14 protein-coding genes are annotated in these 13,597 nt (G+C 45.7%); 8 read left to right on the top strand and 6 right to left on the bottom strand.

The window, feature by feature from the left end; genetic code table 11:
* The first annotated feature begins 164 nt into the window (after window positions 1-164).
* The 7 genes from AACQ17_RS00125 to AACQ17_RS00095 all read left to right on the top strand — a co-directional run bounded on the left by AACQ17_RS00125 (window position 165) and on the right by AACQ17_RS00095 (window position 6,798).
* Window positions 165-677 carry a hypothetical protein gene (locus AACQ17_RS00125; RefSeq protein WP_166538148.1) on the top strand — a complete coding sequence of 171 codons (513 nt, stop codon included), beginning with the start codon at window positions 165-167 and terminating at the stop codon, window positions 675-677.
* A 356-nt stretch (window positions 678-1,033) separates the two neighbouring features.
* Window positions 1,034-2,536: a glucose-6-phosphate dehydrogenase gene (gene zwf, locus AACQ17_RS00120; RefSeq protein ID WP_166538149.1), complete on the top strand. Its 1,503-nt coding sequence runs from the start codon at window positions 1,034-1,036 to the stop codon at window positions 2,534-2,536.
* Entirely contained in the window at window positions 2,533-3,249 is a 717-nt protein-coding gene (gene pgl / locus AACQ17_RS00115; RefSeq protein ID WP_017046895.1) for a 6-phosphogluconolactonase, read from the top strand. The genes zwf and pgl overlap by 4 nt, the downstream gene beginning before the upstream one ends.
* A gap of 13 nt (window positions 3,250-3,262) precedes the next feature.
* Window positions 3,263-4,711: a decarboxylating NADP(+)-dependent phosphogluconate dehydrogenase gene (gnd, locus tag AACQ17_RS00110; protein WP_094147478.1), complete on the top strand. Its 1,449-nt coding sequence runs from the start codon at window positions 3,263-3,265 to the stop codon at window positions 4,709-4,711.
* 133 nt (window positions 4,712-4,844) lie between these two features.
* The gene (locus AACQ17_RS00105) at window positions 4,845-4,985 is read left to right on the top strand and encodes a hypothetical protein (protein ID WP_017050239.1); all 141 of its coding nucleotides are present in this window, start codon (window positions 4,845-4,847) and stop codon (window positions 4,983-4,985) included.
* A 332-nt stretch (window positions 4,986-5,317) separates the two neighbouring features.
* Entirely contained in the window at window positions 5,318-6,181 is an 864-nt protein-coding gene (locus tag AACQ17_RS00100) for an MBL fold metallo-hydrolase (RefSeq protein WP_094167761.1), read from the top strand.
* The gene (locus AACQ17_RS00095) at window positions 6,175-6,798 is read left to right on the top strand and encodes a DsbA family protein (RefSeq protein WP_094147144.1); all 624 of its coding nucleotides are present in this window, start codon (window positions 6,175-6,177) and stop codon (window positions 6,796-6,798) included. The genes AACQ17_RS00100 and AACQ17_RS00095 overlap by 7 nt, the downstream gene beginning before the upstream one ends.
* Before the next feature lie 45 nt (window positions 6,799-6,843).
* Here the strand turns inward: AACQ17_RS00095 and AACQ17_RS00090 are convergent, their stop codons facing one another.
* From AACQ17_RS00090 to rbsD, 6 genes are all read right to left on the bottom strand, one after another.
* A complete protein-coding gene (locus AACQ17_RS00090) occupies window positions 6,844-7,851 on the bottom strand; it encodes a substrate-binding domain-containing protein (protein WP_013868172.1) in 1,008 nt (335 codons plus the stop codon).
* Between the two features lie 16 nt (window positions 7,852-7,867).
* On the bottom strand, window positions 7,868-8,788 hold the full coding sequence (gene rbsK / locus AACQ17_RS00085) for a ribokinase (RefSeq protein WP_026027770.1): 921 nt from the start codon (window positions 8,786-8,788) through the stop codon (window positions 7,868-7,870).
* Window positions 8,789-8,963: 175 nt separating this feature from the next.
* A complete protein-coding gene (gene rbsB / locus AACQ17_RS00080) occupies window positions 8,964-9,842 on the bottom strand; it encodes a ribose ABC transporter substrate-binding protein RbsB (RefSeq protein WP_010320543.1) in 879 nt (292 codons plus the stop codon).
* Window positions 9,843-9,915: 73 nt separating this feature from the next.
* The gene (gene rbsC, locus AACQ17_RS00075; protein WP_010320544.1) at window positions 9,916-10,884 is read right to left on the bottom strand and encodes a ribose ABC transporter permease; all 969 of its coding nucleotides are present in this window, start codon (window positions 10,882-10,884) and stop codon (window positions 9,916-9,918) included.
* Between the two features lie 11 nt (window positions 10,885-10,895).
* Window positions 10,896-12,401 carry a ribose ABC transporter ATP-binding protein RbsA gene (gene rbsA, locus AACQ17_RS00070; RefSeq protein WP_094147143.1) on the bottom strand — a complete coding sequence of 502 codons (1,506 nt, stop codon included), beginning with the start codon at window positions 12,399-12,401 and terminating at the stop codon, window positions 10,896-10,898.
* Window positions 12,402-12,421: 20 nt separating this feature from the next.
* Window positions 12,422-12,841, bottom strand: coding sequence for a D-ribose pyranase (gene rbsD, locus AACQ17_RS00065; RefSeq protein ID WP_013868176.1), 420 nt, complete (start codon window positions 12,839-12,841; stop codon window positions 12,422-12,424).
* Window positions 12,842-13,147: 306 nt separating this feature from the next.
* On the opposite strand from rbsD, the gene AACQ17_RS00060 reads away from it, so the two are divergent.
* Complete coding sequence (locus AACQ17_RS00060) at window positions 13,148-13,408, top strand: DUF3012 domain-containing protein (protein WP_094147142.1); 261 nt, start codon at window positions 13,148-13,150, stop codon at window positions 13,406-13,408.
* The last annotated feature ends 189 nt before the right edge of the window (window positions 13,409-13,597 follow it).

The following is a 13,597-nucleotide window of genomic DNA, read 5'->3' as shown; positions in this document are numbered from 1 at the left end:
GTGTAGAAGCAATTCATTTATATTTTAGCGAGTTACACCTTATTCGCGTTTAACCGAACAAATAATAAACAATCACCACACTTAAAATCGCAAATAACAATTATTTGCATTTGATAATAAATTGCATTTAAATAAGTGAACGCCGTCATTCTGGAGAATTGAGTATGGACTTACAACAGTGCTGGACAAGCTATCTCAAGGCTGAACAACTATTAGCACAGGGGCATTGGCCACAAGCACACTGTTTGTTTGAAGATGTACTGCATCATATGCCAAGTCATATTCAATCAGCGCTAAACTGCGAACATACAAAATCTTGCCAGTTGGTGTGCTTGATCTCTGGGCTATGTGATGCTGCTGTTTCTCAATCTGAAATTTTCAACCACTTGGGCCAGCATAAACAAGCCTTTGATGTCTTAAATCAATCTTATGCTCTGCTGCAGTTTACTGCGATTGAGCCCAATGCCTTGGTTAACCGCCTTGCCAACGTACTCACCAAACAAAGCGATGACTTGCTCAAACATATGGGTGCTTTTTGTTCAGCGCAGCGCAGTGCGACTTGGATGTTGGAGTTCGAACACGTACAAAAAGCGCATCACTATTTCAGCCAACTCAAACGTTATAACCAAGTACAAGCGCAAGTTCCGTCGTCAAACTGTCATTGTTCAACTGAATAATCACCATAGAGTTACCATTCCGGATAAGACTGACCACCTAGGATCATTCACAGCCGCTATAAGTAACGTGCTGTGGTCAGGGGATGAGACTTAGGCAGAACCTAACCTCTCACCCTGAAAATGTGTCGAGATGGCATGAGAATTTAATCGATTGCGTTATCAATAGTTGATGTATGTCAAATTGTCGTAGACAATACGCACCCGAGTCTAGGGGCGATCCCTAGACTGCGTTCTGCACTTTTGGAGGAGCGCATTGGTTTTAACTATCGACATTATAGTTAGAGCCTATTTTCTATTTTTGCATGACGCTGCTACCGTTGGCGCATGCTAAATACCTCGTTTTTAAGGGAAAGATGATGGTAATACCTGAAAACAGCAGTATTGTGATTTTTGGTGCTTCAGGCGACTTAACCTATCGCAAGCTTATACCTGCTCTGTATCACTTGTTCGCCAGTGATCAACTGCCGAAATCCTTTGCTATTCTGGGTGTCAGCCGAACCCAATACAGCGATGAGTCATACCGTGAAAAATTAAAGCGCTCTCTTCAGGAAATGGAAAAGACCGTCCCAGATATTCTCGACGCCTTTTGCGAGCACTTGCATTATCAAGCGATCAATACTTCAGATGTTGCAGAATACGCGCAGCTCGCCACGCGTCTTGACTCTTTGGCTGAGCAATACCAATTCACGCAACGCAACACTCTGTTCTATCTCGCGACGCCGCCGAGCCTTTATGGCGTCATCCCGGCCAATCTCGCAGCGCATGGATTAAATAGCGAAGCGCAAGGTTGGAAGCGTTTGATCATCGAAAAACCGTTTGGTTATGACCTCGCATCGGCTCAACGCCTTGATATCGAAATTCATCGCCATTTCCAAGAACACCAGATCTACCGTATCGACCATTATTTAGGCAAAGAGACGGTACAAAACCTGTTGGTTTTCCGTTTTGCTAACGGGATGTTCGAACCTTTGTGGAACCGCAATTTCATTGACTATGTCGAAATTACAGGCGCAGAATTTTTGGGCGTCGAAGAACGCGGTGGCTATTACGACGGTTCTGGTGCGGTGCGTGATATGTTCCAAAACCATTTACTGCAAGTGTTAGCTATGGTTAGCATGGAACCACCAGCCGCCATTAATGCCGATTCAATTCGTAACGAAGTCAATAAAGTGCTGCAAAGCCTGCAACCGCTTTCTGATGATGACCTACGCCACAACCTCGTACTGGGGCAATATACGGAATCGGAAGTTCGTGGCCAGTTTTTACCCAGTTACCGTGATGAACATGGTGTGGCAGCAGATTCGCGCACTGAAACTTATGTCGGTTTGAAAATGTTTATCAATAACTGGCGCTGGAATGGTGTGCCATTTTATGTGCGTTCAGGTAAACGTTTACCAACGCGCGTCACCGAAGTGGTCATTCACTTTAAGCGTACGCCACACCCTGTTTTTGGGCAAAATGCCCCTGAAAACAAGCTCATCATCCGCATTCAGCCCGATGAAGGCATTCAAATGAGCTTTGGTTTGAAGGAGCCAGGTGCGGGCTTCAAAGCCAAAGAAGTCTCCATGAACTTCCATTACACATCACTGGAAGAAACCAAGATGTTGACCGCTTATGAACGGCTCCTTTTGGATGCGCTCAACGGTGATGCAACTTTATTTGCGCGTACCGATGCCGTAGAAGCGTGTTGGAAGTTCGTGCAACCTATTTTGGATTTTAAACAAGACCCTCAATCGCTGTTTGGCTATGCCTGTGGCACGTGGGGACCAAAAGAGTCTGATTTGCTGCTACACAATGATGGCCGCGCGTGGCGCTTCCCGTGTAAAAACTTGACCGATACGGATTACTGCGAATTATGATCAATCATAAAATTTTTCAAACCCCAGAACAGGTGGTTGAAACGCTCGCCAATGAAATGCAACGCTATAGCGAGCAAGGTCAGCCAGTTCATATCTCCCTTTCCGGTGGCAGCACACCCAAAATGCTGTTCAAATTATTGGCCAGTGAACCTTATGCACAGGCGATTGCATGGCAAAACCTGCATTTTTGGTGGGGTGATGAACGCTGTGTTGCTCCTGACGATGCCGAAAGCAACTTTGGTGAAGCCAATACACTGCTGTTTAGCCAAGTGAACATTCCACCTCAAAATATTCACCGTATTCGCGGCGAAGATGATCCACAAACCGAAGCTAAGCGCTTTGCCGATGAGATGGCAAAAGTTATTCCATCCGTCAACGGTACTCCTGTTTTTGATTGGATTTTGCTCGGTGTTGGCGCAGATGGCCATACGGCATCCCTGTTTCCTAATGTGACCGACTACGAGGATGAGAATTTATCTTTAGTGGCAACGCATCCGGAATCAGGCCAACTTCGTGTCTCTAAAACAGCGAAAGTGTTGGAAGCTGCAAAACGCATTAGTTACCTCGTTCTTGGCGCAGGTAAAGCCGAGATCGTACACGAAATTCACACCACGAAAGCCGAGGATCTTCCTTATCCGGCTGCCAAAGTTAAATCAACAACTGGTGAAACAGAGTGGTTTTTAGATTCAGATGCCGCAACAAAGATTGCGTGAAGGAGAGAAATAAATGAAAGGTGATATCGGTGTAATCGGCCTAGCAGTGATGGGCCAAAACCTTATCCTAAATATGAACGACCACGGTTTTAAAGTGGTAGCTCACAACCGTACCGCGGCAAAAGTCGATGAGTTCCTAGCAGGTCCAGCGAAAGACACCAATATTGTTGGTGCTTATTCACTGCAAGAGTTAGTCGACAAACTGGCGACACCTCGCAAAGTGATGCTGATGGTGCGTGCGGGCCAAGTCGTGGATGATTTCATCGACCAACTGGTTCCGCTACTCGATAAAGGCGACATCATTATCGATGGTGGTAACACGAACTTCCCAGACACCAACCGCCGTGTTGCAGCACTGCGTGAAAAAGGTATTCACTTTATCGGTACAGGCGTTTCTGGCGGCGAAGAAGGGGCACGTTTTGGCCCATCTATCATGCCAGGTGGCGCACCTGAAGCTTGGGAAGCCGTGAAGCCAATTTTCCAAGGTATCTCAGCAAAAACCGAAGCTGGTGAACCTTGCTGTGATTGGGTGGGTAACGACGGCGCGGGCCACTTCGTTAAAATGGTACACAACGGTATCGAATATGGCGATATGCAGCTAATTACCGAAGCTTATCAGTTTATGAAAGACGGCTTGGGTTTAAACCATGATGAAATGCAAAAAGTGTTTGCTGATTGGAACAAGACCGAGCTCGATAGCTACCTAGTGGAAATCACCGCTGATATCTTAGGCTACAAAGACGAAGATGGTGAAGCTCTGGTTGAGAAAATCCTCGATACTGCAGGCCAAAAAGGCACAGGTAAATGGACGGGCATTAACGCACTCGATATGGGTATTCCGCTGACGCTGATCACTGAGTCAGTCTTCTCCCGTTGCCTCTCAGCATTGAAAGATCAGCGCGTTGCTGCCGAAGCACTGTTTGGTAAGAGCAATATGCAAATCGAAGGTGATAAACAAGAGTGGGTTGACGCACTTCGTCAAGCGCTACTTGCGTCTAAGATCATCTCTTACGCACAAGGCTTTATGCTAATGCGCCAAGCGTCTAACGAGAATGGTTGGAATCTTAACTACGGTAACGTGGCATTGATGTGGCGTGGTGGTTGTATCATCCGCTCCGCATTCCTGAGCAACATTCGTGATGCGTTCGAAGCTAACCCAGAAATCGCCTTCTTAGGTTCAGATGCCTACTTCAAGGACATTTTGGATAACTGCCTAGTGGCTTGGCGTAAAGTAGCGGCCAAATCAATGGAAGTCGGCATTCCAATGCCATGTATGACCTCCGCGCTCACTTTCTTAGATGGCTACACCACCGCTCGCTTACCGGCTAATTTACTGCAAGCCCAACGTGATTACTTTGGTGCTCACACTTATGAGCGTACTGATCGTCCACGTGGTGAATTCTTCCACACAAACTGGACTGGTACAGGCGGAAATACGGCGTCTACCACTTACGACGTATAAAAAATTCGGCTTACGATGAAAAAAGGACTAGCTAAGCCCCGTCATCTACGCCTATAATTTGACCGTCATGGAGGATGTTAACTAGGTTAACATCCTCTATTTTTTTGTTTCCAAAACTACATGAGATCCAAAGATGACCATCAATAAGTTCTATGTACTTGTCCCACAGGCTGTGGAAGAAGACACTCATAGGGAAAATGAAGTTCAATCTGCTATGGAAGCTCAACGTCAGGCATTAGTGCAACAAGCGCAGAAACAAGGCGCAGTAGCATAATCCATAAGCAGAGTGTGGCAACACGCTCTGCTTATCACTCCTCTCTACCTCATCTATAGGCATATCGTTTGCCAATCATGATTCACAAAATACTCTTTCTGACATTCAATCAAAGCTTGTACTGCTAGCGATAAACCTCTGCCATTTAACTGTAGCTATAGCACGAACGCGTTAAGCGAATTCTATATCCAAAAACTCTCGTTTGTTGGTTAATTTATTCATCATTAGTTCAAATTAAGAAACAATGATGTTGGTTATTCGCTATATATCCGAACCAATCTAATTCGTATGATAGCTCCCGAACCGATAACATACTCTTTGGATAAATAATCATGAAAACACTGACTCTATTTACAGCAACCACACTCATCAGCAGCACCGCGTTTGCAGCACAACAACCTTTGACACTTGACGTCTACAATGCAGATGGCAATAGCTTCCATGTCAACTCCACTTTGGTTTATGGCGAAACAGAAGCGATGGTGGTTGACACTGGCTTTACTAAAGCCGACGCACTCCGTATTGCAGCAAAAGTGCTCGACTCTGGCAAAAACTTAACCACGATTTTTATTAGCCAAGCTGACCCTGATTACTACTTTGGCGCTGAAGTACTGCATGACATGTTTCCACAAGCGAAAGTGCTCACGACTCCTGGCGTACGTGCAACGATTGCAGAAAAACTCGAAGGTAAACTGGCATTTTGGGCTCCAAAAATGGGTGAAAATGCCCCTGTAAAACCAATACTACCAACGGCTTATAATGGCAAAACCTTAACCATTGATGGGCAAACTATTGAAATTCGCGATGCGGATGGAGCATTAGCGCATCGTCCTTATTTATGGATACCAGCCAATAAAGCGATTTTAGGTAACGTCGCGGTATACGGAAATGTTCATTTATGGATGGCCGATGCACAAAGTGATGCGAGCCGCCAAGCTTGGGCGCAACAACTTGATCAAATGAAAGCACTCAAACCAAACGTAGTGATCCCGGGGCATATGACTTCTGGAACAGCGCTTGATGCTTCTTCAATTGAATTTGCACAACAATATCTTATGGATTTTGCTAAAGCCAAAGCAAACAGCAAAGACAGCGCTCAGTTAATTCAAACCATGCAAAACCTTTACCCTAATGCTGGCCTACCAATGGCTTTAGAAATTGGTGCCAAAGTTCATATGGGTGAGATGAAATGGTAAACGTCCACTATATTTTCGACCCAATGTGTGGCTGGTGTTACGGAGCAACCTCTCTGATTCAGCAGTTGAATGAAATGAGCGGAGTCAAACTGCACCTTCATCCGGGTGGAATGATCGAGCGATCGCCTCTTTCAGATGGTTTTCGCCAACATGTACTGCAAGCTGATCAGCGCATTGCTCAGCAAACAGGAGCCGTATTTGGGGAAGGTTACATCGCCAAAATCAAAAGTGGTGAAACCATGATATTGGACTCATACGTTACTGCTCAAGCCATTATTGCAGCGCAATTACTCGGTGTATCGCCAAGTGTTATGCTCAAAAGCATTCAACAAGCGCATTACCAGCAAGGTTTGCCTGTGGCCGATACTGAAACATTAGCACTGTTAGCCCAATCGCTTGACCTAGAGCCAAATCAATGGGAACAAGCGATGGAGCAAGCCAAAGCTCAGTTACCAGAGCAGTTAGAGCAGACGCAAAGCTTAATGGCGCAATATCAGCTTTCTGGTTTTCCCTCGATTGTGTATGAAGCAGAGGGGCAATGGCGAACCGTATCTGTTAGCCATTTCTATAATCGACCACAACAATGGGCTGATTTCTGGAAAAATATGACTCAGTAATTAGTGCCTCATCCCTCTCTTGACTAAAGAGAGGGATTTTTCCATCTACTTGTTCATCATTTTGATGCTTTTACGCACCACTAAAGTCGGCTCTAATTGGACAATTTGCGGTTCGAGCGCTTCGTTTTCTAAACGGGCAAGTAAGGTGTCAACTGCCGCTTTACCTAAACGATATTTGGGTTGATGAATAGTGGTTAGAGCTGGCGACATAAAACGGGCGATGTGAATATCGTCATACCCCATCAGCGAAAGATCTTCAGGAATGCGGATCCCTTTTTCATTAGCTGCATTAATCACACCCATTGCCATCATGTCATTAGAGACAAAAATCGCACTCGGTAATGGTCCTTTGGCTAACATTTTATTGAACGCTTCGTAGCCACCTTCACATTCAAAATCGGATTCCACAATCCAATTGGGATAAATGTCCAAACCTGCTTCCAAGACAGCGCGCTTATAGCCTTCATAACGCATTTGAGCTTGATGTCGAATCAATGGCCCAGTAATGCAACCGATTTCTTTATGACCGCACTCAATCAAATAGTTCGCCGCAATATAACCACCACGTAAAGAGTTATCTTGTATTTTATCGCTAGGAAAGAGCATTGGGCCCCAATCCATCACCACGACAGGGATATCTGGGTAGCGTTCAAAAACGTCAATCCGCTCACCTTCTAAGGTGGAGCACATCAAAAGTAAGCCATCAACGCGCTTTTGCAGCAGTGTGTTGATAGAGGCTTGCATCCTCTGGCTATCCCCTTCGGTATTACACAAAATAAGGTTATAACCTTTGTGATAGCAACTGCGCTCTACCCCTTTGACCACTTCGCCAAAAAAGGGGTTCGTCGAAGTGGTCACTAACATACCAATGGTGCGCGTTCGGTTCATTTTGAGACTGCGAGCCAATGCTGACGGGGCATAGTTCAGATCTTGCGCGGCTTTATTGACACGCTCAGCAATTTCATCGCTCACATAGCGAGATTTATTAATGACATGGCTGACGGTAGACGTGGATACGCCGGCTAATCTTGCAATATCTTTCATTGTCGCCATGTCTGTTTTTCCTATTCTATTGATGCTGAGCGAGAAACGCGTCCACTTCTACTCGGGTGGGTATTGAGGTTTGCGCGCCAAAACGGGTAACAGAAATGGCTGCCGCAGCATGCGCAAATTTAATGGCTGATTCTAAAGGCATATCTTCCAACAAACCCGTGACCAAAGCACCGTTAAACGTATCACCTGCCGCGGTGGTGTCTGTCACATCGACTTTAAAACCAGCAATCAGTTGACCACGCCCATTTTGGCTTAGCCAAACGCCTTTTGCACCTAAGGTGATCAAGACGATTTCAATCCCTTTTTTATGCAGTTCATTGGCCGCTAACTGCGCTGTGTGATCATCATCAACCGTGATCCCCGTTAAGCGCTGCGCTTCCGTTTCGTTTGGTGTGATCACATCGACACATTCTAGCAGAGTATCAGGCAGATCTCTGGCAGGCGCTGGGTTTAAAATCACATTGGTACGATTTTGTTTGGCGATTTGCGCAGCTTTAATAATGCCATCGATTGGCGTTTCCAGTTGCATCAATAAATATTTGGCCGCACCAATGGCGGCTAAATCCGGTTCAATGGCATCAGCCGTCAGCTTGTCATTCGCCTCTGCCGAAATACAGATGCTGTTTTCTCCGCTGTCCGAGACTTGGATCATCGCAATGCCCGTCGGACAATTGGGCTGCATTTTAACTCCCGCAATGTTGATACCATCGAGCTTAAAATTCTCACGAATATTGATACCGAATGCGTCGTCACCCACGCAAGCAATAAAACCGATGTCCGCTTTTAATCGCGCGGCCGCTACAGCTTGGTTGGCCCCTTTACCACCGGGAATAACTTGATAATGACGACCATGCAGCGTCTCGCCCGGGCGAGGAAATGAAGGCACTTGCAAAACATGGTCAGCGTTAACACTACCTAATACCACTAACTGATTCATAATTTGTCCTTTGTTCATGAGTGAACATGTTTGAAATAGAGCTGGAGAGGTTTGGCTTTTGTGGCTTCACCTGAAAAAACAAACCTATCGAGCCTGATTACTGGTTATTGATGACTGAGGGGTTATAGAAGAGGTAGCTCTCTACGAACCAGTAAAGAGCTACCTACAGCAAAGATTATTTGCTGATGATTTTTAGAGGAACCGGAATGTACTCATCCACTTGTTCGCCTTTTAGCATTTTATCGGCCGTTTCAATGCCAAGTGCACCGATCATGTCTGGTTGTTGAGCAACAGTCGCAGCAAGTTGCCCGCGTTCTACCGCCGCGATACCATCGTCGGTACCATCAAAACCGATGATCATCACCTCTTTGCCTGATGCTTGAACGGCGCGAAGTGCACCCAATGCCATTTCATCATTTTGGGCAAATACGGCTTGAACATCTGGGTTTGCCGCTAGCAGGTTTTCCATTACATTCAAACCTTTAGTGCGGTCAAAATCAGCAGGCTGGCTAGCAAGCAGTTCCATTTCACTGCCTTTCACCGCGTTCATGAAACCTTCTCCACGCTCACGAGCGGCCGATGTGCCAGCAATCCCTTCCAGTTGAATGACTTTGGCTTTTGCACCGATTTTTTCGACGATAAAGTGACCGGCCATTTCACCACCGACTACGTTATCAGAAGCGATGTGGCTCACAACATCACCACGGCTTGCACCGCGATCCAGTGTCAGCACTGGCACTTTAGCGCGGTTGGCCATACGAATGGCGTTAGAGACGGCATCAGAATCGGTTGGGTTGATCAAAATCGCTTTAACGCCACGAACGGTTAAGTCTTCTACGTTTGATAGCTCTTTGCTTGGATCATTTTGTGAATCCAAGACGATCAGGTTGTAGCCTAGCTCTTTCGCTTTCGCTTCTGCGCCATCTTTCATGGTGACAAAAAATGGGTTGTTCAGAGTGGATAGTACAATCGCCATGGTGTCTTGCGCATGCGCAGCCACAGAGACAGTGGTGGAAAGTAGAGCAGCAGAGATTAAAGTTGCAAGTTTTTTCATCTTTATAGTCCTTTTTGTAGGGGCCGTTTTAAAGCTAATATGGCTCGCTTTAAAACGGAGGTTTTCTATCGTGTTACTTATTTTTGTTATCCACGAGTACCGCGAGCAAAATAACCACGGCTTTCGCAATCATTTGGTAGTAAGAAGAGACATCAAGCAGGTTCAGCGCGTTATTAAGAAAGCCGATGATCAGCGCCCCAATTAACGTGCCCATAATGCGTCCTTTACCACCCATCAAGCTGGTACCACCAAGTACGACGGCAGCGATGGCATCCAGCTCATAACCCATACCAGCAGTCGGTTGCGCAGAAGAGAGGCGAGACGTGACGATGATGCCAGCCAGCGCAGCCAATAGACCGCAGATGGCGTACACACCAATTTTCACGCGATCCACATTAATGCCTGACAATCGCGTCGCAGACTCATTGCCACCTAGCGCGTAAACGTAGCGGCCAAAACGTGTATGGTTGAGTAAGTACCAAACCGCAGCAAAGACCACCACCATCATCCACACCGGAACGGGAATACCCAACGCGTAACCTGTACCAAACCAAGCAAAAGCATCTGCAGTATCGGTAAAACCTGTCGAAATTGGACGCCCATCGGTATAAACCATGGTCACACCACGCAGTAAGGTCATAGTGACTAAGGTGGCAATAAACGCCTGCACTTTACCTTTGGCGATAATGATGCCGCTAATCGCACCCAGTGCCGCGCCAGCAAGTAACGCTGTAGGGACTGCGATAATGACAGGAATCTCAAGACCAATCATGGTTGCAGCAAAAGCGCCGCACAACGCCAGTACCGAGCCAACACTCAAATCGATACCTGCCGTTAGAATAACCAAGGTCATCCCCACAGCGATAATGGCGTTGACTGAGGTTTGGCGCAAAATGTTCAGTATGTTGTCAACCGTAAAGAAATTGGGGTTTAAAAAAGAGACAACGACCACTAAAAAAAGCAAAGCAATCAGTGATTTTTGCTCAATGAGCCACTCTTTACTGATCCATTTTCTGCGGTTAGTTTGGGTTGAATTACTCATGCTGTTACTGCTCATGCTGCTTCCTCATTGATCTTTTTGCCTACCGCACAGGCGAGTAGAATCTCTTGGTTGGCTTGTTTGGCACTGAATTCGCCGCTGATTCGACCTTCATGCATCACCAAAATTCGGTCACTCATCCCTAGCACTTCTGGCATCTCTGACGAAACCAAAATAATACTCATCCCTTCGGCTTTAAATTGGTTAATCAATTGGTAAATCTCTTTTTTGGCTCCCACGTCAACACCGCGTGTGGGTTCATCCAAAATCAAGACTTTAGGGCGTGTCATCAACCCTTTGGCAATCGCTACTTTTTGCTGATTGCCACCGGATAAATTGCCAATGATTTGATCACGAGATGGCGTTTTGATGTTGAATAGGCGAATGAAATCTTCCACTGCGATGACTTCATCACTGTGTTGAATCTGTACACCTTTGCTAAATTTATTCAACGCACACAGTGACATGTTCTCTTTCACCGACAGGCCAAGAACCAAACCGTCCCCTTTGCGATCTTCTGAAATATACGCGATACCGTTTGCAAGGCCATCTTGTGGGCTGACTGGGTTGATGGTTTTGTTCTCAAGGTTAATCACGCCTCGCTCACTGGGCAGCGCGCCGTAAATCACTTTCATTAATTCAGTGCGCCCTGCGCCCATCAAACCCGAGACACCGAGGATTTCACCTCGTTTGAGCGTAAAATTAATGTCATGCACACCTGAACCCGTGAGGCCTATCACTTCAAGGCAAGTGTCGCCGTGCTTTACCTCAATACGTGGGTACTGCTCTTCTAATTTCCGGCCGACCATCATCTCAATCAGGCCATCTTCATTGGTGTCAGACACTTTGCACTGGCCAATGAATTTGCCATCACGTAACACGGTAATGTCGTCGCAAATTTCAAAAATTTCTTTCAACCGATGTGAGATATAAACAATGCCGCAACCTTGTTCACGCAGCTCGTTAATCACATTAAATAACGATTCAGTTTCGGTATCCGTCAGCGCATCCGTCGGCTCATCCATGATGATCACTTTCGACTCAAATGAGAGCGCTTTTGCAATCTCAACCATCTGTTGCTCACCAAGGCTTAAGTCACCCAACAAGGTCTTGGAGCTGTGTTTAACATTTAAGCGAGCCAGTAGTTTGTCGGCTGCTTGGTACATTTCATTCCATAAAATTCGCCCCATAGCACCGGTTATCTCTCTACCCAGAAAAATGTTTTCAGCAATGGTTAATTCCGGAATCAAATTCAACTCTTGGTGAATAATGCTGATGCCCGCTTGTTGTGAATCTCGTGGGCCTTTAAAGGCGGCTGGTTTTCCTTGGTAAGTGATAGAACCCGCATCCAATGAATAGATACCCGTCAACACTTTCATTAAGGTTGATTTACCCGCGCCGTTTTCGCCCATCAACGCCATCACGCGGCCGGGGTAAACATTGAGGCTAGCTTTATCGAGCGCTTTCACGCCGGGGAACGCTTTTTCAATCTCACTGAGCGCTAAAATTGCTTGAATCATAGTGGATCCTCAATCGCGGCTTAAAACACGACGCCTGCTTGAAAAATAACATTCGCATACGGCGTACATTCGCCTGTTCTTACCACGGCGCGGCTGCGCATAGTGCGCTCTTTAAAATCTTGATGAGACAGGTAAGTGACAGCAATCGCTTTCTCGCATAACTCCTCTTCCGCTTTCAGCTCAGCAAGCAGTGCTTTGTGATGCTCAGGGCTTACTTGTGCAAACTCTTCAGCAATGATCACACCTTCAATTTGAGATTCAGAAAGAATCACGCGGACCGTGTCAATAAAACCGGGAATACCGTGAGTTAATGCTAAATCAATACGCTGCACTTCATCAGGAATGGGCAAACCTGCATCACAAATTGTGATTTCGTCGGTATGCCCTAAAGTAGCCACCAAGTAAGAGAGTTCTGAGTTTAATAGGGTACTTTTTTTCATTGTTATACCTTCACGTTAGGCTTTATGTTTCGCTTTTTGACACCTTTCTATCACTCTTGAATCGTTCAAGAAAATCTCATCGAAACGTTTCGATGAATCCTAGCGTAGCAAAAATAATTTGCACGATGCGAAAATAGGTAATGTGATTTTGATCGTTGATTAGTGAACTGAGGAGTAAAAAAGAGTGAGGATCATCACTGAGTGATTTGTCATTAGATGCCAATTTTTAGCATAGGATTAACACTGAGACCGTGATTTTCGGTATAGTCACTCCGAACAAAAATCGCATCCATTTGGAACTCAAACATGAAAAAAATAGCCTTGGTATTGTTTACTGCATTCTCACTCGCCGCCTGCTCAGAAGTGGGCAGCGAAGCATGGTGTCAAGATATGAAAGACAAGCCAAAAGGTGATTGGAACGCCGGGCAGGCGGTGGATTATGCAAAGCACTGTGTCTTCCAATCACAAATTGGCAGCGACGCGTGGTGTGAAGATATGAAAGACAAGCCAAAAGGTGATTGGACAGCGAATGAGGCTGGTTCTTACGCTAAATATTGTGTGCTGTGAGAAGGGAGTCCCCAGAGCTAGGTTGCTATGGGGTTTACGGCCATCAAATTAATTGGTGGATTTTTTCATACTATTTTTGATATTAATTAACTATCAAAAATCACTTTTATAAGATTATTTACAATAACCTATCAATATATAATTAATTTGTTAACTGTTAGCTCTAGCCGTTATCAACATCCTCTATAT

Source organism: Vibrio sp. V10_P2A27P122, from assembly GCF_963874335.1.
GTDB classification, from domain to species: domain Bacteria; phylum Pseudomonadota; class Gammaproteobacteria; order Enterobacterales; family Vibrionaceae; genus Vibrio; species Vibrio anguillarum.
Note: the sequence above shows the minus strand (reverse complement) of the source record. Positions and strands in the feature narration are given on the sequence as shown.

Coding starts and splice junctions, on each gene's coding strand:
- AACQ17_RS00125 (WP_166538148.1), top strand. CDS start 165: ATGGACTTACAACAGTGCTGGACAAGCTATCTCAAGGCTGAACAACTA.
- zwf (WP_166538149.1), top strand. CDS start 1,034: ATGGTAATACCTGAAAACAGCAGTATTGTGATTTTTGGTGCTTCAGGC.
- pgl (WP_017046895.1), top strand. CDS start 2,533: ATGATCAATCATAAAATTTTTCAAACCCCAGAACAGGTGGTTGAAACG.
- gnd (WP_094147478.1), top strand. CDS start 3,263: ATGAAAGGTGATATCGGTGTAATCGGCCTAGCAGTGATGGGCCAAAAC.
- AACQ17_RS00105 (WP_017050239.1), top strand. CDS start 4,845: ATGACCATCAATAAGTTCTATGTACTTGTCCCACAGGCTGTGGAAGAA.
- AACQ17_RS00100 (WP_094167761.1), top strand. CDS start 5,318: ATGAAAACACTGACTCTATTTACAGCAACCACACTCATCAGCAGCACC.
- AACQ17_RS00095 (WP_094147144.1), top strand. CDS start 6,175: ATGGTAAACGTCCACTATATTTTCGACCCAATGTGTGGCTGGTGTTAC.
- AACQ17_RS00090 (WP_013868172.1), bottom strand. CDS start 7,851: ATGGCGACAATGAAAGATATTGCAAGATTAGCCGGCGTATCCACGTCT.
- rbsK (WP_026027770.1), bottom strand. CDS start 8,788: ATGAATCAGTTAGTGGTATTAGGTAGTGTTAACGCTGACCATGTTTTG.
- rbsB (WP_010320543.1), bottom strand. CDS start 9,842: ATGAAAAAACTTGCAACTTTAATCTCTGCTGCTCTACTTTCCACCACT.
- rbsC (WP_010320544.1), bottom strand. CDS start 10,884: ATGAGTAATTCAACCCAAACTAACCGCAGAAAATGGATCAGTAAAGAG.
- rbsA (WP_094147143.1), bottom strand. CDS start 12,401: ATGATTCAAGCAATTTTAGCGCTCAGTGAGATTGAAAAAGCGTTCCCC.
- rbsD (WP_013868176.1), bottom strand. CDS start 12,841: ATGAAAAAAAGTACCCTATTAAACTCAGAACTCTCTTACTTGGTGGCT.
- AACQ17_RS00060 (WP_094147142.1), top strand. CDS start 13,148: ATGAAAAAAATAGCCTTGGTATTGTTTACTGCATTCTCACTCGCCGCC.